Genomic DNA, 22,084 nt, shown 5'->3' with positions numbered 1-22,084 from the left:
GTGCCACAGTGTGGCGCGCTGGCACAAAGCGGTTTGGGGCAGTCCAGCCTACTGCGGCTGCCGCGTCACGATCCACACTTCGAGCGTAATCGCGATGAGGATGGCCGTCCCGATGAAGCCCCACACGGCTTTCTGCCACCGGAGCAGGTCGCTGCCCTGCTGGGTCGAGCTGCTCCACAGCGCCGAGTCGAACAGCGTCTGCAGCACGGGGTCCGTCACCGTCAACACGAGCACGCCGACGATGAACATGAGCGCCGCGACGATGGTGATGACGTAGGCGGCCGAGCGCGCCATCACCGCTCACCTCCGAGGAAGTCACCGAACGGGCCACCGTCACCGAACACGGCGTCGGTGTCGGCCGACGGCTGCGTGTTCGTCCCGGCGCTCGTGCCGAGGCCGAAGTCGAGCGCCCCGCCGCCAAACAGGAACTCGCTGCCCGACGCGACCGGGTTGGCGAACCGCTGGCCCTCTGGCGTGATGTCAAACTCAGGCTCGTCGTCGCTGTCGGTGCGGTCGGTGCCGGCGAGCGGTCGCTGCGGCCCGCCACCGCCACTGCCGAATCCGGTGCCGGGGATGAATGGGTTGCCACCGCCACCGCCACCAGCACCACCGAAGAACCCACCGCCACTGCTGCCACCACCGACGCCGCCACTGCTACCGCTCCCGATGCCCCCTGACCGCCCGCCAGGGCCACCACTGCTGGCGGGGCTGCGCGACGGGCCGGTGCTGCGCGGCCCGCCCGAGCTACCCGGTGGTGTCGGGCCACCGCTCTCGCCAGGCGGCGACGATGGCGTGCTGCTGTCGGACGTGAACGGGCTCGACACGCCGCTACTCGTGAATGGGTTGCTCGTGGGGCGCGTGCCACTGCGCGCCCGCTGGGACCGGCTCACGCCGCTGCTATCGGTCGCCACGCCACTGCCGATGGTCGGTGTCACCGGCACATCCGGCTCGCGGGCACGCTGCCGGCGCGTCTCGCGGATGGCACGCGTCGTCTCGGCGGCGATGTCATCGCGCGAGCGCACCTCTGCGTCGCCGATCTCACCAGCCACCTGCCGCTCGCCCGCGTCGTCGACGCGCCGCGTCAGCCGACCGGGGACGATACTCCCACCGAGCGTGCGGTCGGTGCCGGGCACGTCGACGCCGCCGACGCGGACGCCGAAGGTGCCGGCCGCCCGCTCGCCGCTGAGTTGGCGCGAAAACACCTCGTCGATAGTCGTGTCGCTGCTCCCCTCGATACGGTTCGCGTCGGCGAGTGCCCGCGGGAACACGTCGCGTATCGTACTCGGCTCGCTAGCGTCCGGCAACAGGCCCGCCGCCCGTGTCGACAGTGGCGTCGCGTCCACGTCGGCTGCCAGCGGCGTGCCGAACACATCGCGGCGGCCGGTGGTGTCACCACTCGGCAGCAGCCCACCGACGGACGCCTCGCCGGCTGGCGACCGCGGGAACACCTCACGGATGCTGGTGTCGTCACCACTCGGCAGCGCGCCGGCTGCCCGCACCGACAGCGGCGTCTCGCCGAGGTCCTGCGCCAGCGGCGTTCCGAACACGTCACGGCGGCCGGTGGTCGGCTCACCGAGCGACTGCGTTTGTGTGAGCGGCCGCGGGAACACCTCATCGACCGTGGTGTCCGTGCTGCCTTCGATGCGGTTCACGTCGGCGAGCGGCCGCGGGAACACCTCGCGGATGCCGGTGTCGTCACCGCTCGGCAGCGCGCCACGCACTTCCGCAAGCGGGCGCTGTGTCACCTCGCGGAGTCGCGACCCCGGCGGTGCGATGGCTTCCTGCTCCGGTGTCGGGCCTGTCTCACCGGCACGGATGAACGACCGCCCGCGGTCGGCCCGCTCCTGCAGGAAGTCCGCCACCTCGCCGCGCGTGCCCGGTGGCACGATGCCCAGGTCGACGTCCTGCTCGGCGAGTGCGCGCGCCCGGCCGACGTTGACGTTCGGCAGGCCGATGGATGGACTGAGACTGCTGTCGGCGTCACCGAGTCGCAGGTTCGACAGGTCGGCCGCGAAGAACTGCCCTGGCAGTTCCGACGCGCCTTCGGGTACCTCAAAGTCTGCCCCGAACTCGCCGAACTCCGCGACATCTCCTCTCGCACGAACGGAGAAGGCGGTCGCGTCGTCACCGCCGAGCGGGTTGCCTTCGGCCTGCTCGCGGAACTCGCGCAGTGCGGCTCGCGGGTCGGCCTGCGCTGCTTCGGTGAATCCTGGCAGGTTGCTGCCCTCTGTGCGCGTCGGTGGGTCGGCCAGCTCGCCCTCACCGAACACGTCGCCACCACGCGCCCGCACGCTCGCCGACCGAGCCGCGTCCGGTGCGCGCTGGAGTGCGAGCCCGCCGGCGACACCGGCGGCCACCTCGCCCGCGAGCTGCCCGGCAAACCGCTCGGGGTTCTCGGCGATCTGTGCGCCGAACGCGTCGACGCCACGGCCGGCGCCTTCGACGAGCGTTTCTCCCGTCGCCTGTGCGCCGAACTCCTCTACGGTGCCGGGGAGGTTCGCACCAATTTCGGTAGCCGTGTCAGCTGCGAGCAACGCCTGCGGTGGCGCCGCGGCGAGCTGGCCGGACACGGAGCCGAGGCCACCTGCCACCTCTTGGAAGTCGATACCGGCAAACTCCACGTCGCCCACAAGCGCCTCGGCCTCGTCGCCGACGCCGAAAAACTCCTGTCGCTGTGCGGCTCGGTTGCGGAGCTCGGCTTCCGTCGGTGCGAAAAACGTCCCCTCGGCGTCGGTGGTGATGATGGCCTCGTCGCCACGAATCGCGACCGCCGACGGGTCGACGCCCTCCGCGGCTGCCACGCGTTCGCGGAGGTCCTGCGCGTCGGCGTCGATGCTGAACTCGACATCCGTCACGTCACCGACCTGCCGCTTCGACACATCCACGTCCGACGGCTCGATGCCCTCGTTGGCAGCTGCGACGCGCTCGCGAATCTCGGTTTCGGTGAGTCGGTTGAGATTCGCGTCCGGTGTCGCAAAGTCATCGTCAAGCGCCACCGTCCGCGTGCCGCTCGCGAACAGCCCACGGCCGGCCGTCAGCGACTCGGCGATGTCCTCGTTGAGCGTGCCCTGGCCACTGTCTGCGAACTCCACGCCGAGCGTCGGTCCTTGTTGGAATGGGTTGCGCACGAACGAGAGCCCACTCACGCTCGCCCCGGCGACTTCGATCCCGCCAGTGCGGTCGGTTACGTCGAAGTCTGTCCCGGTGCCGAACTCAAGGGCTTGTGTCACGAGTGCCTGGTCTGGGTTGGCATACACCGAGTCGATTGCACCCGCGAGTGCGTTGCGCGTGAACTCCGAGGTCGTGCCGCCGCGTTCGATTGACACGAACGGCTGTGATTCCAGCGATGCCACCACGTCGCCCACGCCAGGGTCGGCAGCACTCGCGCCCGCAACAGTATCCTCCAGGTCCTGCTCCAGCCGCCGCTCGTCGAGTGCGCTTGCGGTCCCTGCAAACTGCGTGGCGTCCTCCAGATCGCGCTCGCGACGCGCCTCGCGTTCGAGCTGTTCGCGAAACGCATCTTCGGCGGCCGCCTCACGGCGCGCGCTCAGTTGCGTGTTCAGCCGGGCGGCCTGCCGGTCGGACGCCACACGGTCTGCGTTCTCGGCCGCCGTGTCGCGCTGCTGGCTCACGCGCTGGTTAACCGTGCCAACCACCTCGTCAGCAAATTCGGCCTGTCGCTGCTCGCTACTCGTTGGCGTGCTCGCCTCGGCGGGCTCCGGCTCGGTCGGAGTCGTCCGCCCGCCGCCCGCACGGTCGTCTGCCGGCTCCGGCTGTGGGTCAATGCCCGCGTCCGTGTCCGCGGCGGTCGTTCGCCCGCCACCCGCGCGGTCGTCGGCCGGCTCCGGCGCGCTCGGCGTGAAGTCGCGGCCACGCGCTGGCTGCGCGGTCGGGTTCGTCTCGGTCGTCGTGTCGCGGGCTGTGGTGCGGCCGCCGCCGTTTCGGTCGTCGGCTGGCTCCGGTGTCGGGTCGGTGTCGGTGGTCGGTGGCGACCCGCCGAACAGCCGATTGATGTTGCCCATCCGGTTGCCGGTGGCCGTCGTGGTTCGGGTCGTCTGCACACTGGTATTGGCGACGCTACCCCCACCCCCAGCACCCCCAGACCCGGTGTCCGCAGTGCCGCTGTCCGTCGTGTCTGCCGTCGCGGTGGTGTCGGTGCTCGACGTGTCCGTCACCGTCTCCTCGCGCCGTCGCTCCTCGCGTGTTTGTGTGGTGGTGTCGTCGCTGCCGTCGTCGGTGGTGCTGTCCGTGCTGTCGCCACCACCACCGCCGGTATTCGAGAAGCGCGTGTTGCTCCGCGGGCTCATGTGTCACAGTGTGGCCCACTGCATCAAAATAGTACGTGTCGCTTTGCCGCTACTCGTCGCTGCCGACGCGGCGGCCCAGCGCCGTGCCGGCTGCCCGCGCCGCCCGCGGCACTGCGAGCCACACGATCTGCAGCACGATGAAAAAGGCGAGTGCAATCGGTGTCAGCGTCCCCCCGAGTCCGAGAACGAACAGCAGCGCAAGCGGCCACCAGTTCCACGCGAGCGCCCGCGGACTCGTATCGTCAATGGCTGGCATGGGTGTCCCGCCTCACACCACAGCGTTGAGGCCCAAAAAGACCCCGCCGCCGATGAGCGCGCCGAGGAAACCGATAATGATGCCGTACACCATGTATTTCACGTTGCGGCCTTCCTCGTATTCTTCCATCCGCGCCTTATCGAGTGCGGTGTTCAGCTCCACCGTCGACGTGGTGGTCGGCATGAGGTCGGCGGCCTTGCTTTGGTCGATCGCGATGTGGCTCGCCTCCTCGACGACGAGCTCGCCGCCGTCGGCGCGGACGCCACTCGGCGGCGCGATGTCCATGACCTTCGTGATGTCGCCCTGTTGTTCGAGCGTCGCGAGTGCCGCGTCCATCGACACCTCGTGTTCTTGGGCGTACTCGTCGACCATGCTGTCCTCCAGGCCCACGTCCACGTCGTCGGCCGCCTGCAGCACGCCGTCACCCGCCGCGAGCACGTTCCCCTGTTTGTCGACCTTGAGCCACTGCCCGAGGCTGTGCTTTTGGGCGACGAGTGACTTGATGGGGTCGACCGCCGACGCGTGTTCGGTCGGGTCTAAGGCGAGCAGCAGCGGCACGCCGAGGAACTCGCGGACAGGTTCGCCGCCGCCGTCGAGCACGATCTTGTCGCCGTCCTCGGTTTCATAGCCCCCCTGGCCGCCGATGAGCTCTTTATCGAAGTCGGCCGCCTTCAGGAAAAACGTCCCGTCGTCATACGGCAGCAGCGCCACCACGTCGCTGTCGCCGCGGATGGCGTCAAGCGACTGCGCGAGCTGTTGCATCGGGTCGCGGGCGAACCACCCACGCGCGCGGCCGATGAGCAACACGACGGCGATGAGCACGATAACGAGTGCGCCGCCGCCGATGAGTGCGAGCTGTCGGGTGCCGATGCCTGCGAGTTGGAGTGGTGTGACTGTCATGGATTAGGTGCCGGTGTGTTTACGTGCGATAATATCTCGAATCGTATCGGCAAATGGGCGTGCGACAGTGCCGAGTAGGGCACTGCCGAGTAGCACCGCGAACGTGATATTGAACAGCGTATTCAACTCGGCCGTCTGCGGGGCGCGATCTGCTACAATCGCTGTCAATGCAAACAGCACGAGAATGTTCGTGAGGAGTAGATTCACGAACAGTGCACCTCGTTCGAGCCCACTGAGCTGTAGTCGGTCACTCATTCGTCTCACTCCCAGCCTGCTGCGCGCTGGTGTCAAGGCGATTTATTATACTCCAGAGGCGTCCGGTGATACTGCCCTGTCCCGGCGCGACGCCCTTCGGGTTCGCGGCGAGCCACCGGCGGGCGCGTTCCTCGGCGCCGTCAACCGTCGGGTCAACGGCGACCACCTCGGCAGCAAGCCCCTCGAAGTCTGCCGGGTCGATGTCCGCCGCGATGACGGCAAACGCGTCGCCCCAGGGCTCAATGACGACCCGCGTCTGCTCGCCGTTCGCGTGGACGCGCTGCCACGCGGTCGGTGGGTGGCCGTCCTCGGTGGTGAGCTGTGTGTACGCGTGCCCGTCGTCGTTCATCCCGTCACCTCCGGCGCGTGCTCAGGCGCGGGGTCGGCGGCGGCGGGGCTGGCGTGGCGTTCGATGATGTGCGTACACTCGGCGCTCGCGTGGCCGGTCCACGGCTGCAGCGTCACGCGTTTCGTCGTCTCGTACCGACCGTTCCACACGACGCGAAACTCCACGTCGAGCGGTTCCGTGACGCCGAGCATATGCACCACGCGCTCGCGGATGCCGTCGAACGGGAACACATACGCCTCGCCGGGCGCGGGTTCGCGGCCGATGACACCGCGGGCTTTCGACAGACCCGTGACTCGGTGGCGCGTCACGCCGTCCGGTGTCTCGTAGCTTTCGACCGCCATGCTCACCCACTTAGCCAGCTGCGTAGCCGCCCGGTGCGGCTGTCATCCTCCTCGTCGTCGTTGCTGTCCTCGTGGCGCGCGACGGCGTGAATCTCCGTGCCCGACCGCAGGCCGCGCGAGTCGACCGATAGCGACGACATGAGTTTCTTCACCTGCATGGCCGACCGGAGCCGCCGCGCCTTCTCGTTCGTGAGGCGTGGGCGCTCCTCGCCGTACATGATGCGCAGATCGTCGTCGCCGAGCCGCGACTCGGCATCGTGAAACTCGTTTTTGATGACGAAAAACTCCGATTCGATCTGCCACTGCCATTTCTGCCACTGCTTGCGCGAGATGTTCCCGAGTGCGAAGGCGCGGGAAAACTCCGTCTGCAGGAACGGCTGCAGTTCGTCGTCGTCGCCCTCGCGGCCGATGTCCGGCTGGCCGATGACGTCCCAGTAGCCGTCGCGGGCGGTGCCCTGCTCCATCGCCGCCTGACTCGCGAGCTGGCTGGCAGTCTGTCGGGCCTCGCGTTCAGCCTCCATTTCTTGCTGGCGCTCCAGCTGTGCCTCCATGTCGGGGTCGTTCTGTAGGATGCTCATGGTGCCCACCGCATAACAGTGCGTTGCAGTGGGCTCCACTTCAACGGCGGGGGTACCCCCACCCACGCCCCCGGCTGTTAGTCGCCGAGTTCTTGCCGCAGCCGGTCGGGCACGCTGTCAACGGCGGCGTCCGTCTCCTCCTCGGTCCACAGCAGCAGCCCGAGCACGATGCCGATAACGGAGACGGCAGCCATGAACGCGCTGAAGTACGCGAGTGCGGGCGACTGATACGTAATGACGACGCCGCTTGAGGCCCACTGACTGCCGAGCGCGGTGAAGGCGACGAACACCCACAAGATGGCACCGGCGAGTGCGGCGACCGCGAACCGCCACCGCGAGACCGGGCGGCCGATGAGCCACTTACTTGTCCACCACAGCGCCGCGAGAAAGGCCGCGACCTGCTGGATAACAGCCGTCTCAGCCATTATTTAAATCGCCCCCGTGAGGTCGTCCCGCCCGTGAACCGCCGGCCGATAATCCCCGCGAACACGACGAGAAAGCCGACGAAGCCGAAGCCCGCGGCGAGCAGCCCGCTGCGGCCAACCGCCCGCACGATGGGCTGGATAACCGCACCGACCTCTTGCACGCGGTCGGTATTTTGCTCGTACTCATACGTGATGGTCGAACTGTTGCCTTCGACCGTCGCGTTCGTGTCTAGGTACAGAATCGTCCCGTCCGTGCTGTTCCACTTGTAGTCCTCGTCCTCCTGCAGCTCGGTGCCGTTGTAGTAGACGGTGACGTTCTCCGTGAAGCCGGCCGTCCACTCGGCGGTCGCGGCGTCGACGAACTGATAGGCGTCGTACTCGACGACGAGCGATTCGTTCACTTCCGTTTGTGTCGTCGCCGGTGCGCCGCGTTGCCCCGCCTCGGCCACCTGCAGCACGGCAAAGGCCCCGACGGTGAACACGACGAAGATCGCCACCGGCACGACGAGCCGGCTGAAGCGCATGGCAGTGTGTTGCACTGCGGCCCACTTAATCGCCGGGGGCTGAGGCGTGGCTGTCGCTCACCGGCTGGCACGCGAAAAAGGAAGTGGGCACAGTGCTCGGCCGTTAGCGACCGCCCATCCGGCCCATGCCCGGCAGCCCGCCGCCGCCGACCATCGTGACAGCCCCGATGAGGCCGCCGATGAGCACCGCGAGCACCGCGGCCGCCGGAATGACGAGAACGGACGTGCCGAACAGCTCGAACGCGTCGCCGGTCGAGTTGACCGTCTCGTTCGACGCGTCGGAGTATTCGTTGTCCACCTCGATGCCCTCGGCGAACTCGCCAGCGATGTCCTGCCCGAACAGGAGGACAATCGACACGACGACGAGTGCGACGGCCCCGAACACGAGCACCATGAAGATGCCGAGCTGGCCGCGCTGGGCGGCACCGTCCATGAGTTTGCTGGCACGGCGTTCGCCCCATAGCTCCATTTCGAGGACTTCCGTCATCTTGCGGAGGTCCTGCACCTTGTCCTCCATCCATGCCCCCAGCTGCAGGTACAGCGCGACAAGCGTCGCGAATACCTGCGAAACTTTCTGTCGCATTACAGTGCACTGTGTTGCACCTGTGCCGCTTATAGGCCCGTATTTTGGGTGTTTCGTGGCGTCATGTAGCCGTGGATTTTTTACACAGTGTGCCGAACTGTGGCACGATGGCACAAGATGCCCAGCGGCTCCGACGGGAGGCCGTGTTACTGTCTGACCGGTCGCTCGGGGTGGCGACTGAAACGAAGTCGCGGCGGGTGCAAAGCCGCGACGGCCGCGACGCGTATCGCTGTTCGTTGAACCCTGAGTGGCTGCAGCAGTTGAATCTCGGCGAGCAGGGCGCTGAAACAGTGCATAGCATGAGTCTCGGGATGAAACCCGTCATCGTCCAGCAGCCGGCGATTATCGTCCAGCCCATGTCCGTGCTGGAGGTGAGCGACTGATGGCGAGTGCCGCGCAGGTCGTCTCACTCGGCTTGGCCGTCGCGCTCATGGCCGCGGCCGCATACGGGATGTACCTCGTCTTTGGTGCGCTCGGCGGCATCATGGTCGTCGTGTTCACGGTGCCCGTCATCGCGCTCGTGACGTATCTGTCGGGTGGCGACGACGGTGGCAGCAGCGGTGGCCGCCGGCAGACACGCCGATCGAAAGGCGCGCAGGACCGGGGTGAGTAATCGTGCCGGCGCTTGACACTCGCACGGTGGTCGTCGTCGTGGTGTGGCTCGCCGCCAACGCGTGGTATGTGAATCGGCTGCTTCGGCGGCGCGACCGCGGCCGTGGAGGTGAGCCCGGTGGCGAGTGACGACATCGACGACATGGTACAGAACGACGTGGAGATGGTCCGCGACGGCTTCGAGTCACTGCAGGGCGGTGGCGGTGGCTTTGACGCCGACCCGGCACAACTCGGCGAGTATGCGCTGTGGGGCGTCACGGCACTCGTCGCGCTCGGCTTTGTCGGCGTGATGCCGTGGGTCGGTGCCGACGGTCTGTTGACCGGCCAGCAGTGGCTCTTTGGCGGGCTCGGTAGCGTGCTGCTCGGCGTGCTCGCGGCCGGCGCCGTTCGGGTCGCCCGGACGCAGCTCGGCGGCGGGAAGCGGCGGCTTGGCAACCGCGCACGGGGGAAGCGATGAGTGCAGACGAGGAACCACACGGCGGCCTGCCGACGCGCGCGATCCACGAGTCGTATCTCGACCTGCAGCGGTCGCTCCAGCAGTATCGGGATGCGACCGACGCGGCCGCCGACGGCGCCACCCAGCAGGCCCACGGCCAGCTCCAGAGCGGCGTGCTCACCTTCTACGAACTGCTCCGGCCGCATCTCAAACACGAGGGCGGCGTGCGCGCGTGGTGGGATGGTGAACCACCGTCGTACCCCGGCGATGGCAGTCCGCCCGACCCCGACGACGGCCGCGGCGTGTTGGCCGTCCAACAACGGGCCGCCCCGGTCGCGCTTGACCGCGTGGACAAATCGCCGGACGAATTGAACTCGCTGGCACAGTGGGACGATGCCCTGCCGGCGCCCAAACCCGGCAGCGACGGCGAGCGGCTGGATGGCGTCGGTGCCGACGAGCGTGTCGTCGGCATCGTCGGCGCGGGCGATAGCGTCGTCGTGAGTGTCCACAGCTACCAGACCGGACTCCGCCAGCTCGACGGCTGGGAGACGGAGGTGCGGACGGTGCGCGAGCAGCGCGACGGCTTCATGTCCGATAAGACGCGCGAGCGGACGGTGCGCCAGCGCGTGCCCGTCGAGAAGCTCAAACGCGCTGCCCGAGAGCTGGTCGAAGCAAGTGATAAGATGAATCTCCTGACGAAGATCGACAGCGAGCGCGAGTTCACGGACTTGCGGGATGAACTCAACGGCGATTATCGGAACACCGACCAAGTCCAACTCCCACACGAAAATGCTGAGTGACACCCATCTCTACTATCGGTGGTATAAACAGACGGTTGAACCGCCGAGTAACGACTTCGTCATCGCAATCAGTGCGTCTGGCAAGAGCAGTATGAGCCGGACGGGGAAAACGTCGTTAGAGACCTATCTCGCAGAGAATCTCGACCGCAGCGAGAGTGGCTTTGACGCCGAGGAGAAGGCGACGCTTGACGCCGGTGAACTCGCGTACGACATCGTGCCCGATGTGGAGCAACACAGTGCCGTCTGTTTAGAAGAAGCGCAGGGGTCACCCGGTACTGTCGGGCTCGATTCGCGGCGCGGGATGGTGCAAGAAGTTATCGACGCCGTGAGTTCGATTCTGAATAACGGCGACCAACAGTTGACGGTCATCATTACCGCGCAGCATCTGCCGATGCTCGACAAGCGGTTGCCGCCGATTATCGACGCATGGCTGTTGATTCGCCACGGCCCGAGTAGCCCGCAGGGCCCGCGTGCAATCCACCACGGGATGCACGTCGAGGACTACAACTTCGGCTCACCACGTATCAAAACGCCGGCCTACGAGGAGTTCGCGTGGCCGCGTGTCGTCCACTCGAACAAGAACTACCGTATCTTGGAGGAGAAGAAGCAAGAAGCCAAACAGCGCCCCGATGGCGACGAGGAAGATGGTGGGCTTCCCGATGGTGCGCAAATCAAGCTTGCAGCGAAACTGCGGCGTATAGGCCTCACGTGGCAAGAAATCGCGGACGAAGATGGCATGGAATACAGCCGAGAGTGGTATCGACAGCGCGTTGATGACGACGTTGCAGAAGCAACGGGCTAATCGCACGACTGCGCGCTGCTGTTTGTTTGCAACAACAATGCTATACTATACAGTAACGGTACAGTAGTGGCTCCCCCTGATTCATTGCGATAGCAGTTCGCCCCACCCACCGGAACTAAGTGACCCACTCTGTTACACTGTGATGCAATGCGCCACATCGCAGAGCAGTTCACAGACGATGAGTTTCAGCGCCTCAAGGCTGGGAAGGGCGACCGGAGCTGGCGCGAGGCCATGCTCGACGAGATCGCCGCCTCGGCCGAGGCCGTGGAGGGGCGCGGATGAGAGGGAGCTTCACGAACATGGCGGTGCGCCGCGTGCGCAAACTGCTGGCGTGGCTGTTCGCCGTCGGCGTGCTGGCGCTACTCGGCGCCGGTGCGTACTACGTGTGGACGCTGACGGGTGGTGCGCCATGACCGAGCACATGATTACGGTTGAGAAAACCGTGGAGGAGGACGAGCAGGTGTTTACCTGTGACTACTGCGGGCTCGGCGACGATGCTGGCGAAGTCATTGAGTACGCACCCGACGCGGGCGACACGCTCCGGTTCGCGCTGGGAGAAGAAGCCGACGACTCAATGGACGAGTTGCCGGCGCTGCATTATCACGTCTCGTGCCTTTCGGATGTGATAGCCTCCGAGCTACAGGCCGAACAGCTGACGCTGACGAGTCAATATAAGCGCCGCACCGGCAACGGGATTCTGCTGGCGTTTCCGGCGGCCTCGGTGCCGTTCCTCGCGGGAAGCGCCGCGCTGCTGTGGGTTGGCTACCCACCAACAGAGCCGCTATCCGCCGTTGCGATGGGTATCGGTGGCGCGTTCGGGTTGTTCACACTCTGGGGCGCGCGACAGACAGCAACCGCATCACTGGAGGAATTTACAGCATGACGCAACAGCACACAGATACAACGGAGGTGTACCGATGAGGTCGCTGCGCGATGCCCTCACCGACCCCGGCGTGGCTGATATGGTGGGCGTCGTCGCCGTCGTCGTCGGGACGATGGCGCTCGGCGTCGGCGTCGGCGCGTGGCTCGACCAACAGGCGCTGCTCGCGGCGGGCTGTTCGCCGCGGGTGCTCGCCGAGCCCACGCCGTGTCAGACCGGGCTGGACATCGCCGGGACGCGCGCGCGAAACGGGCTCGTCGCCGCGGTCGCGCTGCTCGCCGTCGGTGGCACGCTCCGCGTCGGCGCCCGCCGGTGGTTGCCATGAGTGAGAAAACGTGGTCTTCGCAAGAATTACGCGCTGTGTTGTCGGTCTACGGTGGACTTGTCGAAGATATAGGCGCGTTTAGTCCAGCGATTATGGTAAATACAGCAATTGCTGTACGCGCGAGAGTTGGCGATGATGAGCTCGAAGCGGACGTTTTGGCCGAAGAAGTGGGACAGGCAATGGAAGCGTACATGGAAAGCGAGGTGGACGATGGCGCTTGAGTGTCCGCACTGCAACGGCTCAATCACAGTTCTGTCGAGTTCGACGGCAAGATGTGACGACTGTGATGCCCCGCTCCACCGCTCGCAAGTGGAGGTGGGCGAATGACAGCCACCGAGGAGCAGCTCGACGAGCGCGACAGCGCCGTCGACGTGGCGGCCGTCGACGCACCGCCAGCGCCCGACGTTGATGCCGTGGTCGCCCACGAGCACTATCCGGCGCGCGGCGGCGGTGAGGTCGTCGCCGACACGCTCGCCGACGTGTTCGACGCACCGGTGGTGACGGGGTGGCTCGCCGACGCCGACTACTCCACGCACGACCCAACCGAGCTGTTGGCCGACAGTCCCGCGAACGTGCTCCGGTCGCTGTTCGGCAACCCGCTCGTGCGCGACCTGTTCTACATGTTCGCGTGGGAGTCGGCGCCGCCGCTGCGCGACCACGATGTGATTCTGCAGTCGGGGAACGCGCCGACGTGGTACGTGCCCGACACCGAGCAGACCATCGTGAAGTACGTTCACTCGCCGCCGCGCAACCCGTTCGATCTGTTCTGGCGAGAGACAGCCGAGACAGCCGGCTGGCGGCAGCTGCTCCAGCCGGGCTACGTCGCCGACCGGCTCTACAAAAAGGCCGCGCGGCAGTTGTGGAAGAATCGCACCGACGCCGTGGACGTGTGGGTGTGCAACAGCGAGGTCGTCGCCAAGCGGACGCGGAAGTATCTCGGCGTCCCCGATGAGAAGATTCGCGTGGTGTATCCGCCCGTCGCGGTCGACGACTACGAGCCGCGTGACGGCGGCGACTACCTGCTGTTTTTGTCGCGGCTGGCGCCGTCGAAACACGTCGGCACCGCCATCGAGGCCGTCCGCGGCACCGACCACGAGCTCGTCATCGCGGGCGACGGGGCGGAGCGCGAGGTCGCCGAGCAAGCCGCCGCAACCGAACCGAACATCACCTATCGCGGTTACGTGCCCGACGACGAGAAGCGCGAGCTGCTGCAGGGCGCCCGCGGGCTTGTGTTCCTCGCCGAGCAAGAGGACTTCGGCATGGTGCCGGTCGAAGCGATGGCCGCCGGGACGCCCGTCATCGGCGTCGCCGAGGGGTTCACGAAGTATCAGCTCCGCGGTGGCGGGAACGGCCTGCTCGTCGAGCGTGAGGCCGACGATGTTCGGGCGGCCGCCGACCGACTGCGCGACGACGGCGTGGCGTGGGACGCGGCCGAGTTGCACGCCTTTGCCGCACAGTTCAGCGAGCCCCGGTTTGCCGCCGAGATGCAAGCGGTAGTGCAGGAGGCCGTCAACGCGACCAAGCTGGAGGTGCAACTGCGCGACCCATGAGCCAGCAGCACCAACGTTCGGAGCGGACAGCCCCGCCGGTCGACATCCTCCATCTCGGCTGTGGCGACGACACGATCCCGGCGGCGTGGAACGTCGACAAGCGCGCGACGGACGCGACCGACGAGGTGTGGGACCTGTCCGAGCGCCCGTGGCCGTGGCCCGACGGCTCGTTTGACATGGTGGTCGCGAACCACGTCGTCGAGCATCTCGACGACATCCACGCGGCGCTGTGTGAGTGTGCGCGGGTGCTCGCGCCCGGTGGTGAATTGACCGTTCGCGTCCCGGTCGGGAACAACGCCCGCGCGGACCCCGACCACAGTTGGGGCGGTGGGCAGCCGTGGACGTGGCGGACGCCGACGATGCACTGCGGCGCCCGGCCGTGGGACCGCGACTGCGGGTTGGAGGTGACAGATCGCGACGTGGAGTTGCACAGTCACGCGCCCGCCGCCGCGGCGGCCGCCCAGCGGCTCAAGTGGTGGGTCTACCGACGGCTCGGCGGCCCCGGCGAATGGTGTTTCGAGCAACCCGGCAGCGGTGAGTTCACCGTGCGGTTTCAGAAGCCAGAGCCATGAGCCACGTCCAGATAGAATATCCGCTAATACTGATAATACTCTGTGTATTATTTTACAACGAGGTTAGAACCGGAGATTGGCTGCTTGCGAGCATAATTATCCCATTCATTGTGTTCGGAATATATTACACTGCAAAAGTTTCGTTTGGGTGGTTCGATAGTGTTCAACGGCATCAGCCGCGGAAAAACCACTCACTTACCGAATGGAGTGATGACGAATGACTGCAAACCGATGGTGGGTCAAAATGTTTGCCCGCTGGCAGGCGCGTATTGATGCCTCTCTCCAAGAAATAAACCTCGGCTTGCGATTCATTTCATCAGGCGGTATCGGTTCCGGGGCGCTGAAATACTTCGGCTACAGCGAGCTTGTACTACCGTTTTTGAGTGTGATGCTCGCAGTGTTCCTTACGTATGCATTTCTGACATTTGAGGGTGGGGTGAAAAATCAAGTTGCACGCGACCGGGCCGACATGATTACCAACTTCGCCGGCCCGGGCAGCCGCATTGACGACCCGCTCATCGGTGCCGCCGTGTTCGCGGCGCTGGAGGGGCGACCGCCAGACGATGAGGAGTTCGACGCCATCGAGGAGGCCGTCGACGACCGCTGGCGGGAGTACCGCGACGGGGTGGAGCTATGACGTTCGCCGAGTGGGTCCGCAACAGCAAAGAGCGCGTCCTGACCGAGCCCATCCACACGGCCGTCTCGGTGAGCGCCGAGACGTTCGTCGAAGGTATCCATCGCCGACTCGGCACCGCCAGCCGTGGGCGCGTCCGCGGTGGGACAAACATCTACGACCTGGAGTGGGACCACGCCATCGTGCTCGACGCGTGTAGCGTGCCGATCTTCCGGCAGGTCGCCCGCGAGTATCCGTGGCTGGACGTGCGCGAGCCGTATCGCAGCGTCGGCGGCTACTCGCTGCATTGGTTACAGGAGACCTTTACGAGCGAGTACGCCGATGCCATCGCGGACACCGCGTTTACGGCGTGGAACCCCTACACCGACCACGCGAGCGCCATCGAGCCGAGTCGGTTCGCGGCGCTGGAGGAGGTCCACCGCGACGGGTGGGATGACGCACTCGGCTGCGTGCCGCCCGCGGCCGTCACCGATGCGGCGCTGGAGTATGTCGACACCGGCGAGCGGCGCATCGTCTGGTATCAGCAGCCGCACGCGCCGTATCGCACGCTGCTCTCGGAGGTTGAAACGCTCTCGGAGGAGGTCATCGGCAACGAAGATAATGGTCGGTTGACGGTGTGGAACCTGCTGCGGCGCGGGGAGGTGACGCGCGAGGAGGCTGTCATCGCCTGTGCGGAGAACCTGCGGTGGGTGCTCGACGACGTGGAACGGTATCTGGCCGCCGTGCCGCGCGACGAGCGGGTGATCGTCACCGCCGACCACGGCGAGTTATTCGGCGACGGTGGGCGGTACGGGCATCCGAAAACGAGTTACCGGGACGCCCAGCTGCGCGTGCCGCTGGCGAAGGTTGAGTTAGCGCGGGTCGGCGACGAGCCTGAGTACGCGGCCGACGGCGCCGCGACCGACACGGCCGCAGAGCGGCTCCAAGCGCTCGGCTACGTGGATTAAAGTCGTTTGAGAAAGCGGCCGTTCCGGTCTTTCACCGTCAGCGTGTCGTTGCGGTCTTTCAGGTCCTTCGCGCGGGCGACTGCCCGCGATTTCTTGTTGTGTTTCGAGATGACGCGGCCGTTCGATTCGACTTTCCACCGCGAGGAGTCGCCCGGCATCGGGCCGACGGTGTAGGTGGTCCGGCTCATGTCAGTGTGTTGCATGCGTTGCACTGAAAAACTGCCGGTGCCACTCTCCCGCAGGCTTTTGGTCCGTGCCGATGCATTACAGTGCATGACACCGTCAGACGGGCCAGACCTGTCGCGCCGCGAGTTCATGCTCGCCGGCTCGACGAGTCTGCTCGCGTTACAGGGCAGCGTCGAGCCGCAGCTCGACACGACACAGACCACCGACGAGTATCAGTTCCGTGGGGTCGCGCACCTCATCGGCCCAGCGAGCGCCCGGCCAGCGCCCGACGACCCCTTTTTTGAGGACAAGGTCGCGTACGCCTACGTCTACGAGGACCACAGCGGCGCCCGGTCGCTGTTGACGCCCGACCGCGATGCGTGGCACCCGCTGAATTTCACCCAGCAGCAGGCCGTGTTTTCGAGCGACGATCTGCCGGCGCCGTCGAACGGCACCCACACGCTCGCCGGCAACACTGCCTATTTTTTCAACGGCTTCGTCACCTCGCCATACGGCCTCGACATTTCCAACGGCCCGGTGCTCGCCGGTCGGCACGCCGCCGTCGACGGCTTCATCCACACCGGCGGGAACACAGCCATCGTCGGCACCGACGGCGGCTACTTCCAACGCAAGCTGTACGTCCACGCCCCCGGTGGCACGCTGTACGATTTGACAGCCGACCAGACCACGGAGATGCTCGTCACCGACTCGGCATTCTCGGATGCGGCCGGTATCGCCCCCATCGGCTCGCTCGGCACCGTCGACGGCTATCGCGTCCCGACATGGAAAAACTGTAATTTCGAGGACTTTGCGAGTGGGCTCACCTTCGACGGGACACCAGACAAGATTTTCATCACGGCGTCGCCGTTCCGAACCGTCACGGCACCGGGTGTCGACATCCTAACGCTCGCCGCCTCGTCGGACGTGGCCATCGTCGACTTTGTTGACAACTACGTCAAAAACGTGCAGAGTGATACGGTGATGTGGCGCGTCGAGGCCGGCGGCGCGCCGACGGAGGTGTTTCAATATCGCGGCACCGTCCACGACACCTCATTCACACCCGACAACGCCATCGTTGGCCCGAACGCTGACCCGACCGTCGAGCCGTTTTGGGTCGCCGATTCCCATCCCGTCCGCGACAGCAGCGTCGTCGGCGAGCTGTATTTGACCGGTGACACCACCGTCAGCCTCGGGAGCGCCGGGGCGTGGTCCGAGGTGAACGGAACGACGGCGACAGGGAACGAAAGCGAGCGAACCCAACAGCCGAACAACGGCACGATTGAGTACATCGGCGCGAAAGACGTGAACGTCCAGGTGACAGTCACATCGTCGTTCACGGGTGCGAACGGCGACACCTACGAGCTCGCGGTCGCAAAGAACGGCACCGTCGAGCCCGCGAGTACGATGGAGGTTGAAGCGCAGGGGCAGAACGCGCCGGTGACGCTTGCCACCGGCGCAATCGAGGACTTGCAGCCCGGCGACACGGTGAGCGTGCAGGTGCGGAATAACGACGCGGCGAACGATCCGACCTTCCTGAGCTACCTGATTAGCTACATGGACTGAACCGGGGCGCTTGCTGTTGCGGAGTTCTTCTAAAATTTAGAGCTTCTCGTTGATCGGTTCGACGCTTCGATCTGCGGCGTCCTGCGCACAGTCCGCGCAGCGCCGTTGCAGCCTGTTCTCCATCGTCGCACCACACTCAACGCAGCATTGGTCGGTACGTGCCCGTGTGTCGTCGAGCGCGCAGCCCTGACACACGCTCCGAATCATGCTGTCCAGCTCGTCGCCACACTCGTCGCAGTAGCGCGTGAGGTCATTTGTACCAATGTCGACGGTGCTCGCCGTCAATGATGGTGCAGGAGTATCAGACGGTAGTGTCAGGTCGCCGTAGCTGCCGTCGAGACTCGCCGCACACCACGGACACTCGTTGCCCGGTCCGGGGTTCGGGAAGCCGCCGCCGCACGATGGACACTCGTAGCGTGCCATGCCACTGTGTTGCAGTGGGTCCCACTTCAGAATACCGGGCCGCGCGATTCCTGTGTTCGCGTCTGTGTTGGTGGGTGGCGACCGGCAACGCGCCGCTTTGTGGGCCCAAATGTTTAGTTTATCAGGCCCGATGTGAGATTATGGCGAAGCGTATGAAAGACCGCCATCGAAAATTAGCGCAAGAACGGTTTTGGTCACGTCACGATAAGCAGGAGTACCGTTGCCCAGATTGTAGCCGCGGGTTAGAGCATTTTGAAGGAACGTTCCATGTACACCACAAAAACGGAAACGCACACGACAACAGAGTGGATAATTTGATTGGTCTGTGTCCTACGTGCCACCGACTGAGAGAAGGCAAAAAACCATCACTTGATAGGATCAAAGAACTCAGAAATCAAAACAAGCATCCGGTAAAAAGTCTAACACACCCGTCTGGAAAAAAATGCGCAGTTTGCGGAGAAGAATATGATGATGTGACGTATTTGAAGAATGGTAGTTGGGCGTGGGAGCCCGTCCGTGCTGGCAATAACGATATGTTTTGTGCTGAGTACACTGACTACAGTTGCCGTATTTATTGGCATAGGCGATGCGACTGAAAGACTACGCCGAGCGCGACGGGAAACGCGTGTGGCTCTCCGAAAAGGAGCTGCAGCGCCTCATCGACGCGGCGGCCGACGACGCGGAGCAGCGAGCCGCGTTCCTGCTGATGGGCCGCTGCGGGCTCCGCCGACAAGAGGTCGTCGACGTGACGCCCGCGGACCTGGTGACGACCGAGCACGGCCGCGTCGTGCGCGTGTGGGAGGGCAAGAACGACGACTACCGTGAGGTGTTCGCGCCCGCCGAGCTGACGGACGTGGTGCTTGGGATGGACCGCGCGCCGGACGCGGCGCTCGTCGACGTGGCGGACTCGACGCTGTACGACTGGGTGCAACGCGCCCGCGAGCGGTGTCACGCCGCGACCGGGGACGCCGGCTGGCTGGAGGTCGGCCCGCACGATCTCCGGCGCAGCTGGGGCGTGCGACTGCTCGAGGCTGGTGTGTTGCCGTCGGTGGTGTTAGAGTTAGGTGGGTGGAACGACTGGCAGACGTTCCGCGACCACTACCTCGCGGAGTTCAGCCCAGAGGCGTTGCGCCGGGAACGCGGCAAGGTGTCGTGGCTCGGTGGAACACAGGAGGCGTCGGCGAGCCAGCACAGCTACGCGGCGGTCGGCGGCCGGCCGCACCACGAGTGACGGGAGCATAGCGGCAACACTCGCCGAACGCCACTAAGGAGCTTATTAGCTCGCAAACCTCCGCTCACCCCGCCTGTACGCACCGCTACGCACCGCTACAGCAGTTTTACCAACAGCTAACAAAACCACATTAACACAACTACAGTACCACAACCACCCAAGCGTGATTTACTTGGGCGGCGGTTTCCCGCGGAAGGAACGGCTCATCGCCCCCCACCCCCGCCGCCCGAGCTAATAAGTCCCTTAGTGAGGTCGTCGCGGCCTAAGTCCTCCTCGACGGCACCGACGAGATCGTGCCGCAGGGCGTCCTCGGCACACTGGAGCGAACGATTCCCGTCGGCCGTCTCCCCGAGCGTGAACGTGTCCCACTTACTCGTGAGATGCGCGAAGGCGTCCTTCACCGTCTGATACTTCACGTCCAACTCCGGGCGGCACATATCCTGTACCTCGGCGACCGTCACCTGCGCGCCTTCCGTGCCGGTGGAGCCGAGCAGCGTCTTGCGCACGAGTTCGTTCCGTGCTTTCAACCGCGCCTGCTCGACCTTCGACGGCGAGCCGTCGGCGCGCACGCCGTCGTCGTGGGCCTTCGCCACGCCGAGCGCGTTGGAACTCTTGCGCTCGGCTTCCTCGACGCGCTGGCGTAGCCGGCGGTTCTCGGCCTCCAGCTCGTCGAGGCGGTCAATGGCCTGCTCCACGGCCGTGAGCACGTCCACGTCGCCGTCGGCGTCCGCCAGGCCGTACACGAACTTCCGCAGGATCACCTCCTCCGGCGGCCCGTCGCTCATTGTGCCACCCCCAGCTCCCGCAGGTAAGCGTTCTCCTCCGCGGGGTCCTCTTTCTCCGCGAGCTCGTCGGCCAGCGCGTCGCGCACGCTCGCGGGGATGTGGTAACTGCCGTCGGCGCGCTGTTCGAGGTCGTCACGCTCCACGTAGCCGTCAGCAAGCGCGCGCAGCACGCGCAGTGGCGTGCGACACTCGGGACACCGTTTCTCCGGGCCGGGCGTCGCGCGACCGTCGAGCACCGCCAAAGCGTCGATGGGCTCGCCGCAGGCGTGGCACGGGTGTTCGATAGTGTCGCTCATTCGTTCATCCACCCCCAATAGCAGCCGGGGGAACAGAACGGCCCCTCGACGACCCCACCAGCAGCCGCGTACTTGAACGAAAACTCATCGCTGGGGATGTCAGAATAACCGCACTGAAGACACTCGTCGCGGTCGCGAACCTCTCTGTTGTGCTCAAGGCGGCGCTGTTCCATCCGATCAAGTGCCGCTTGTCGGTCGATGTCAGCGCCCTCATCTGTGGCGACCGGGTAACACGCTGGACAGGCTTTCGGCAGTCGCTTCGGCGGACCGTAGGCGACGTGTCCGCAGTCGTACGGTCGGTTGAGGCAGGCCTCCTGGTTCTCAATGATTTCCGCGTCAGTCGAGAGGTCGAGAACGTACTCACGACCGCGTTTGTGCATAATGGAGACGTTCTCTTCTCCACCAGCCCACTCCGCGAGGCTCTCGTAGTCGATGCCCCATTTTCGGATGCCGGGAAGCCGGGCGACGTAGATGTGGTCGCGGTCGATGCCACTGTCGTATCTATCGGAATCTGAACGGTTCCCACACATCACCGCTCACCTCCCATCCGGCCCGCACTGCTGCCGTCGCCGGTCAACTCGTGGCCGCACTCGGAGCAGCGATAACAGTCGGTCGACACACCGCCACAGCACGGACACGGCCAGCCGTCCGCCGGGGCGTCCGTCATACCACCACCTCCACATCCACGCAGCTACCACACGCGGGACACGCTCGCGGACAGGCCGCGGCGAACGCCTGTTCGTCGCCGCCGACGGGCGCCGTCGACCACTCACACTGCTGACACTCAGCAGCCACGGCGCGGCACCTCCAGAATCTGTGTGCAGTCCTGCGACAACCCGTGTCGCGTGAGGGGCAACCTGTCTGCAAGAAGAGAGATTATCCAAGCATCTGACACTCAAATTCGGCCGAAATGAAATTATTATCCCATAATCTAGTACTCTAAGTGTAGGTCGCTGGATACTCTATTGGATACTTAGCCGGCAATACTCGGTCATACATGGACTTTCATTATGGATTCGCCCGTGAGGGTAGATACGAATGAATCCCGTACGCGCCCGGTGAGACGAACGGGCACCGCTCGACGACCGACCACGAACACATCCAACATGCACGAAACCGACGAAATCGATCCGATAGTTCCCGAACTCCCGACGCGCAACCCGATCACTGACGGTGGTACCCAGATTCGCCGGCCACCGGAGCGACCGCCGCGGACCGAATGTACTCCCGAAGACGAGGGAAGAGAGGCGATCAGCCCCCTCGTCCCCGACCTCCGATAACCTGTTTTCGGCGGACCTAAATATTCGGCGGCCGGCGGTTCCGTATGGCCGACTACACGTTCGACAACGTGAGCGTCGTCATGGGCACGTACAATGAGGAGGCTGCCATCGGGACCGTTCTCGACGATATCGACCGTGTCACCGACGGTCGCGCCGAGGTCGTCTGCGTGGACGGTAGCGACGACAGAACCCCTGAGATAGCGCGAGACCACGGCGCACGCGTCATCGAACAGGAGCCTCGCGGCTACGGCTACGCCGTCAGAAA

General features: G+C 65.3%; 33 protein-coding genes and 1 pseudogene. 17 read left to right on the top strand and 17 right to left on the bottom strand.

Going from position 1 to position 22,084, the window contains the following annotated elements:
• Positions 1–48 precede the first annotated feature (48 nt).
• The 11 genes from EGH24_RS13860 to EGH24_RS13810 form a co-directional block, all read right to left on the bottom strand.
• Positions 49–294: a hypothetical protein gene (locus EGH24_RS13860; protein WP_142980727.1), complete on the bottom strand. Its 246-nt coding sequence runs from the start codon at positions 292–294 to the stop codon at positions 49–51.
• Positions 294–4,307: a hypothetical protein gene (locus tag EGH24_RS13855; RefSeq protein ID WP_142980726.1), complete on the bottom strand. Its 4,014-nt coding sequence runs from the start codon at positions 4,305–4,307 to the stop codon at positions 294–296. The genes EGH24_RS13860 and EGH24_RS13855 overlap by 1 nt, the downstream gene beginning before the upstream one ends.
• Positions 4,308–4,356: 49 nt before the next feature.
• Positions 4,357–4,563: a hypothetical protein gene (locus EGH24_RS13850; RefSeq protein ID WP_142980725.1), complete on the bottom strand. Its 207-nt coding sequence runs from the start codon at positions 4,561–4,563 to the stop codon at positions 4,357–4,359.
• 12 nt (positions 4,564–4,575) lie between these two features.
• On the bottom strand, positions 4,576–5,463 hold the full coding sequence (locus EGH24_RS13845) for a hypothetical protein (RefSeq protein ID WP_142980724.1): 888 nt from the start codon (positions 5,461–5,463) through the stop codon (positions 4,576–4,578).
• A gap of 3 nt (positions 5,464–5,466) precedes the next feature.
• Positions 5,467–5,718, bottom strand: coding sequence for a hypothetical protein (locus EGH24_RS13840; protein WP_142980723.1), 252 nt, complete (start codon positions 5,716–5,718; stop codon positions 5,467–5,469).
• The gene (locus EGH24_RS13835; protein WP_142980722.1) at positions 5,711–6,067 is read right to left on the bottom strand and encodes a hypothetical protein; all 357 of its coding nucleotides are present in this window, start codon (positions 6,065–6,067) and stop codon (positions 5,711–5,713) included. Before EGH24_RS13835 ends, EGH24_RS13840 begins: the two co-directional genes overlap by 8 nt.
• Positions 6,064–6,408, bottom strand: coding sequence for a hypothetical protein (locus tag EGH24_RS13830; RefSeq protein ID WP_142980721.1), 345 nt, complete (start codon positions 6,406–6,408; stop codon positions 6,064–6,066). Before EGH24_RS13830 ends, EGH24_RS13835 begins: the two co-directional genes overlap by 4 nt.
• 2 nt (positions 6,409–6,410) lie before the next feature.
• Complete coding sequence (locus EGH24_RS13825; protein ID WP_142980720.1) at positions 6,411–6,986, bottom strand: hypothetical protein; 576 nt, start codon at positions 6,984–6,986, stop codon at positions 6,411–6,413.
• A gap of 77 nt (positions 6,987–7,063) precedes the next feature.
• A complete protein-coding gene (locus tag EGH24_RS13820; protein WP_142980719.1) occupies positions 7,064–7,411 on the bottom strand; it encodes a hypothetical protein in 348 nt (115 codons plus the stop codon).
• Entirely contained in the window at positions 7,411–7,935 is a 525-nt protein-coding gene (locus EGH24_RS13815) for a hypothetical protein (protein ID WP_142980718.1), read from the bottom strand. Before EGH24_RS13815 ends, EGH24_RS13820 begins: the two co-directional genes overlap by 1 nt.
• 103 nt (positions 7,936–8,038) lie before the next feature.
• The gene (locus EGH24_RS13810; RefSeq protein ID WP_142980717.1) at positions 8,039–8,518 is read right to left on the bottom strand and encodes a hypothetical protein; all 480 of its coding nucleotides are present in this window, start codon (positions 8,516–8,518) and stop codon (positions 8,039–8,041) included.
• Between the two features lie 107 nt (positions 8,519–8,625).
• Here EGH24_RS13810 and EGH24_RS13805 point away from each other — a divergent pair, with 107 nt between their 5' ends.
• The 13 genes and pseudogenes from EGH24_RS13805 (at position 8,626) to EGH24_RS13750 (ending at position 16,076) form a co-directional block, all read left to right on the top strand.
• Positions 8,626–8,901, top strand: coding sequence for a hypothetical protein (locus EGH24_RS13805; protein ID WP_142980716.1), 276 nt, complete (start codon positions 8,626–8,628; stop codon positions 8,899–8,901).
• On the top strand, positions 8,901–9,131 hold the full coding sequence (locus EGH24_RS13800; RefSeq protein ID WP_142980715.1) for a hypothetical protein: 231 nt from the start codon (positions 8,901–8,903) through the stop codon (positions 9,129–9,131). The genes EGH24_RS13805 and EGH24_RS13800 overlap by 1 nt, the downstream gene beginning before the upstream one ends.
• A gap of 117 nt (positions 9,132–9,248) precedes the next feature.
• Positions 9,249–9,587: a hypothetical protein gene (locus EGH24_RS13795; RefSeq protein WP_142980714.1), complete on the top strand. Its 339-nt coding sequence runs from the start codon at positions 9,249–9,251 to the stop codon at positions 9,585–9,587.
• Positions 9,584–10,366, top strand: a complete 783-nt coding sequence (locus EGH24_RS13790) for a hypothetical protein (protein ID WP_142980713.1) — start codon at positions 9,584–9,586, stop codon at positions 10,364–10,366. Before EGH24_RS13795 ends, EGH24_RS13790 begins: the two co-directional genes overlap by 4 nt.
• Before the next feature lie 91 nt (positions 10,367–10,457).
• Positions 10,458–11,168: a hypothetical protein gene (locus EGH24_RS13785; RefSeq protein ID WP_142980712.1), complete on the top strand. Its 711-nt coding sequence runs from the start codon at positions 10,458–10,460 to the stop codon at positions 11,166–11,168.
• A 147-nt stretch (positions 11,169–11,315) separates the two neighbouring features.
• The gene (locus EGH24_RS15815) at positions 11,316–11,450 is read left to right on the top strand and encodes a hypothetical protein (RefSeq protein WP_281284944.1); all 135 of its coding nucleotides are present in this window, start codon (positions 11,316–11,318) and stop codon (positions 11,448–11,450) included.
• A gap of 127 nt (positions 11,451–11,577) precedes the next feature.
• Positions 11,578–12,051, top strand: a complete 474-nt coding sequence (locus EGH24_RS13780) for a hypothetical protein (protein ID WP_142980711.1) — start codon at positions 11,578–11,580, stop codon at positions 12,049–12,051.
• A gap of 34 nt (positions 12,052–12,085) precedes the next feature.
• Positions 12,086–12,373 (top strand): hypothetical protein, encoded by a 288-nt coding sequence (locus tag EGH24_RS13775; RefSeq protein WP_142980710.1) that lies wholly within the window; start codon positions 12,086–12,088, stop codon positions 12,371–12,373.
• A complete protein-coding gene (locus EGH24_RS13770; protein WP_142980709.1) occupies positions 12,370–12,594 on the top strand; it encodes a hypothetical protein in 225 nt (74 codons plus the stop codon). Before EGH24_RS13775 ends, EGH24_RS13770 begins: the two co-directional genes overlap by 4 nt.
• Before the next feature lie 102 nt (positions 12,595–12,696).
• Positions 12,697–13,764 (top strand): annotated as a pseudogene (locus EGH24_RS15675) (glycosyltransferase); the annotation flags it as partial.
• Between the two features lie 29 nt (positions 13,765–13,793).
• On the top strand, positions 13,794–14,495 hold the full coding sequence (locus tag EGH24_RS13760) for a class I SAM-dependent methyltransferase (protein WP_142980707.1): 702 nt from the start codon (positions 13,794–13,796) through the stop codon (positions 14,493–14,495).
• A 217-nt stretch (positions 14,496–14,712) separates the two neighbouring features.
• Complete coding sequence (locus EGH24_RS13755; protein WP_142980706.1) at positions 14,713–15,132, top strand: hypothetical protein; 420 nt, start codon at positions 14,713–14,715, stop codon at positions 15,130–15,132.
• Complete coding sequence (locus EGH24_RS13750; RefSeq protein ID WP_142980705.1) at positions 15,129–16,076, top strand: hypothetical protein; 948 nt, start codon at positions 15,129–15,131, stop codon at positions 16,074–16,076. Before EGH24_RS13755 ends, EGH24_RS13750 begins: the two co-directional genes overlap by 4 nt.
• On the opposite strand, the gene EGH24_RS13745 is transcribed toward EGH24_RS13750, so the two are convergent.
• Positions 16,073–16,264, bottom strand: coding sequence for a DUF2188 domain-containing protein (locus tag EGH24_RS13745; protein ID WP_142980704.1), 192 nt, complete (start codon positions 16,262–16,264; stop codon positions 16,073–16,075). The genes EGH24_RS13750 and EGH24_RS13745 overlap by 4 nt on opposite strands.
• 85 nt (positions 16,265–16,349) lie before the next feature.
• Here EGH24_RS13745 and EGH24_RS13740 point away from each other — a divergent pair, with 85 nt between their 5' ends.
• Entirely contained in the window at positions 16,350–17,804 is a 1,455-nt protein-coding gene (locus EGH24_RS13740) for a hypothetical protein (protein ID WP_142980703.1), read from the top strand.
• Positions 17,805–17,840: 36 nt separating this feature from the next.
• Here EGH24_RS13740 and EGH24_RS13735 read toward each other — a convergent pair whose 3' ends face one another.
• Positions 17,841–18,227 (bottom strand): hypothetical protein, encoded by a 387-nt coding sequence (locus EGH24_RS13735; protein WP_142980702.1) that lies wholly within the window; start codon positions 18,225–18,227, stop codon positions 17,841–17,843.
• Positions 18,228–18,813: 586 nt separating this feature from the next.
• On the opposite strand from EGH24_RS13735, the gene EGH24_RS13730 reads away from it, so the two are divergent.
• The gene (locus tag EGH24_RS13730) at positions 18,814–19,458 is read left to right on the top strand and encodes a site-specific integrase (RefSeq protein ID WP_142980701.1); all 645 of its coding nucleotides are present in this window, start codon (positions 18,814–18,816) and stop codon (positions 19,456–19,458) included.
• A 203-nt stretch (positions 19,459–19,661) separates the two neighbouring features.
• Here EGH24_RS13730 and EGH24_RS13725 read toward each other — a convergent pair whose 3' ends face one another.
• From EGH24_RS13725 to EGH24_RS15435, 4 genes are read right to left on the bottom strand one after another with little or no spacing between them, the layout of a single operon-like run.
• On the bottom strand, positions 19,662–20,243 hold the full coding sequence (locus EGH24_RS13725; protein ID WP_142980700.1) for a hypothetical protein: 582 nt from the start codon (positions 20,241–20,243) through the stop codon (positions 19,662–19,664).
• On the bottom strand, positions 20,240–20,539 hold the full coding sequence (locus tag EGH24_RS13720; protein WP_142980699.1) for a hypothetical protein: 300 nt from the start codon (positions 20,537–20,539) through the stop codon (positions 20,240–20,242). The genes EGH24_RS13725 and EGH24_RS13720 overlap by 4 nt, the downstream gene beginning before the upstream one ends.
• Entirely contained in the window at positions 20,536–21,069 is a 534-nt protein-coding gene (locus EGH24_RS13715; RefSeq protein ID WP_142980698.1) for a hypothetical protein, read from the bottom strand. The genes EGH24_RS13720 and EGH24_RS13715 overlap by 4 nt, the downstream gene beginning before the upstream one ends.
• The gene (locus EGH24_RS15435; protein WP_185903335.1) at positions 21,069–21,206 is read right to left on the bottom strand and encodes a hypothetical protein; all 138 of its coding nucleotides are present in this window, start codon (positions 21,204–21,206) and stop codon (positions 21,069–21,071) included. The genes EGH24_RS13715 and EGH24_RS15435 overlap by 1 nt, the downstream gene beginning before the upstream one ends.
• Positions 21,207–21,645: 439 nt before the next feature.
• Here EGH24_RS15435 and EGH24_RS15430 point away from each other — a divergent pair, with 439 nt between their 5' ends.
• On the top strand, positions 21,646–21,819 hold the full coding sequence (locus EGH24_RS15430) for a hypothetical protein (protein ID WP_185903334.1): 174 nt from the start codon (positions 21,646–21,648) through the stop codon (positions 21,817–21,819).
• 44 nt (positions 21,820–21,863) lie between these two features.
• Positions 21,864–22,084 (top strand): glycosyltransferase (locus EGH24_RS13710; protein WP_142980697.1); only part of this gene is annotated, 221 nt, incomplete at its 3' end.

It is taken from the genome of Halonotius terrestris, assembly GCF_006861665.1.
Classification (GTDB): Archaea; Halobacteriota; Halobacteria; order Halobacteriales; family Haloferacaceae; genus Halonotius; species Halonotius terrestris.
Note: the sequence above shows the minus strand (reverse complement) of the source record. Positions and strands in the feature narration are given on the sequence as shown.

Coding starts and splice junctions, on each gene's coding strand:
- EGH24_RS15815 (WP_281284944.1), top strand. CDS start 11,316: ATGCGCCACATCGCAGAGCAGTTCACAGACGATGAGTTTCAGCGCCTC.
- EGH24_RS13715 (WP_142980698.1), bottom strand. CDS start 21,069: ATGTGTGGGAACCGTTCAGATTCCGATAGATACGACAGTGGCATCGAC.
- EGH24_RS13790 (WP_142980713.1), top strand. CDS start 9,584: ATGAGTGCAGACGAGGAACCACACGGCGGCCTGCCGACGCGCGCGATC.
- EGH24_RS13805 (WP_142980716.1), top strand. CDS start 8,626: ATGGCACAAGATGCCCAGCGGCTCCGACGGGAGGCCGTGTTACTGTCT.
- EGH24_RS13755 (WP_142980706.1), top strand. CDS start 14,713: ATGACTGCAAACCGATGGTGGGTCAAAATGTTTGCCCGCTGGCAGGCG.
- EGH24_RS13810 (WP_142980717.1), bottom strand. CDS start 8,518: ATGCGACAGAAAGTTTCGCAGGTATTCGCGACGCTTGTCGCGCTGTAC.
- EGH24_RS13780 (WP_142980711.1), top strand. CDS start 11,578: ATGACCGAGCACATGATTACGGTTGAGAAAACCGTGGAGGAGGACGAG.
- EGH24_RS13840 (WP_142980723.1), bottom strand. CDS start 5,718: ATGAGTGACCGACTACAGCTCAGTGGGCTCGAACGAGGTGCACTGTTC.
- EGH24_RS13815 (WP_142980718.1), bottom strand. CDS start 7,935: ATGCGCTTCAGCCGGCTCGTCGTGCCGGTGGCGATCTTCGTCGTGTTC.
- EGH24_RS15430 (WP_185903334.1), top strand. CDS start 21,646: ATGCACGAAACCGACGAAATCGATCCGATAGTTCCCGAACTCCCGACG.
- EGH24_RS13730 (WP_142980701.1), top strand. CDS start 18,814: ATGCGACTGAAAGACTACGCCGAGCGCGACGGGAAACGCGTGTGGCTC.
- EGH24_RS13740 (WP_142980703.1), top strand. CDS start 16,350: ATGACACCGTCAGACGGGCCAGACCTGTCGCGCCGCGAGTTCATGCTC.
- EGH24_RS15435 (WP_185903335.1), bottom strand. CDS start 21,206: ATGACGGACGCCCCGGCGGACGGCTGGCCGTGTCCGTGCTGTGGCGGT.
- EGH24_RS13725 (WP_142980700.1), bottom strand. CDS start 20,243: ATGAGCGACGGGCCGCCGGAGGAGGTGATCCTGCGGAAGTTCGTGTAC.
- EGH24_RS13850 (WP_142980725.1), bottom strand. CDS start 4,563: ATGCCAGCCATTGACGATACGAGTCCGCGGGCGCTCGCGTGGAACTGG.
- EGH24_RS13770 (WP_142980709.1), top strand. CDS start 12,370: ATGAGTGAGAAAACGTGGTCTTCGCAAGAATTACGCGCTGTGTTGTCG.
- EGH24_RS13835 (WP_142980722.1), bottom strand. CDS start 6,067: ATGAACGACGACGGGCACGCGTACACACAGCTCACCACCGAGGACGGC.
- EGH24_RS13750 (WP_142980705.1), top strand. CDS start 15,129: ATGACGTTCGCCGAGTGGGTCCGCAACAGCAAAGAGCGCGTCCTGACC.
- EGH24_RS13800 (WP_142980715.1), top strand. CDS start 8,901: ATGGCGAGTGCCGCGCAGGTCGTCTCACTCGGCTTGGCCGTCGCGCTC.
- EGH24_RS13855 (WP_142980726.1), bottom strand. CDS start 4,307: ATGAGCCCGCGGAGCAACACGCGCTTCTCGAATACCGGCGGTGGTGGT.
- EGH24_RS13720 (WP_142980699.1), bottom strand. CDS start 20,539: ATGAGCGACACTATCGAACACCCGTGCCACGCCTGCGGCGAGCCCATC.
- EGH24_RS13830 (WP_142980721.1), bottom strand. CDS start 6,408: ATGGCGGTCGAAAGCTACGAGACACCGGACGGCGTGACGCGCCACCGA.
- EGH24_RS13735 (WP_142980702.1), bottom strand. CDS start 18,227: ATGGCACGCTACGAGTGTCCATCGTGCGGCGGCGGCTTCCCGAACCCC.
- EGH24_RS13825 (WP_142980720.1), bottom strand. CDS start 6,986: ATGAGCATCCTACAGAACGACCCCGACATGGAGGCACAGCTGGAGCGC.
- EGH24_RS13745 (WP_142980704.1), bottom strand. CDS start 16,264: ATGAGCCGGACCACCTACACCGTCGGCCCGATGCCGGGCGACTCCTCG.
- EGH24_RS13785 (WP_142980712.1), top strand. CDS start 10,458: ATGAGCCGGACGGGGAAAACGTCGTTAGAGACCTATCTCGCAGAGAAT.
- EGH24_RS13845 (WP_142980724.1), bottom strand. CDS start 5,463: ATGACAGTCACACCACTCCAACTCGCAGGCATCGGCACCCGACAGCTC.
- EGH24_RS13820 (WP_142980719.1), bottom strand. CDS start 7,411: ATGGCTGAGACGGCTGTTATCCAGCAGGTCGCGGCCTTTCTCGCGGCG.
- EGH24_RS13860 (WP_142980727.1), bottom strand. CDS start 294: ATGGCGCGCTCGGCCGCCTACGTCATCACCATCGTCGCGGCGCTCATG.
- EGH24_RS13775 (WP_142980710.1), top strand. CDS start 12,086: ATGAGGTCGCTGCGCGATGCCCTCACCGACCCCGGCGTGGCTGATATG.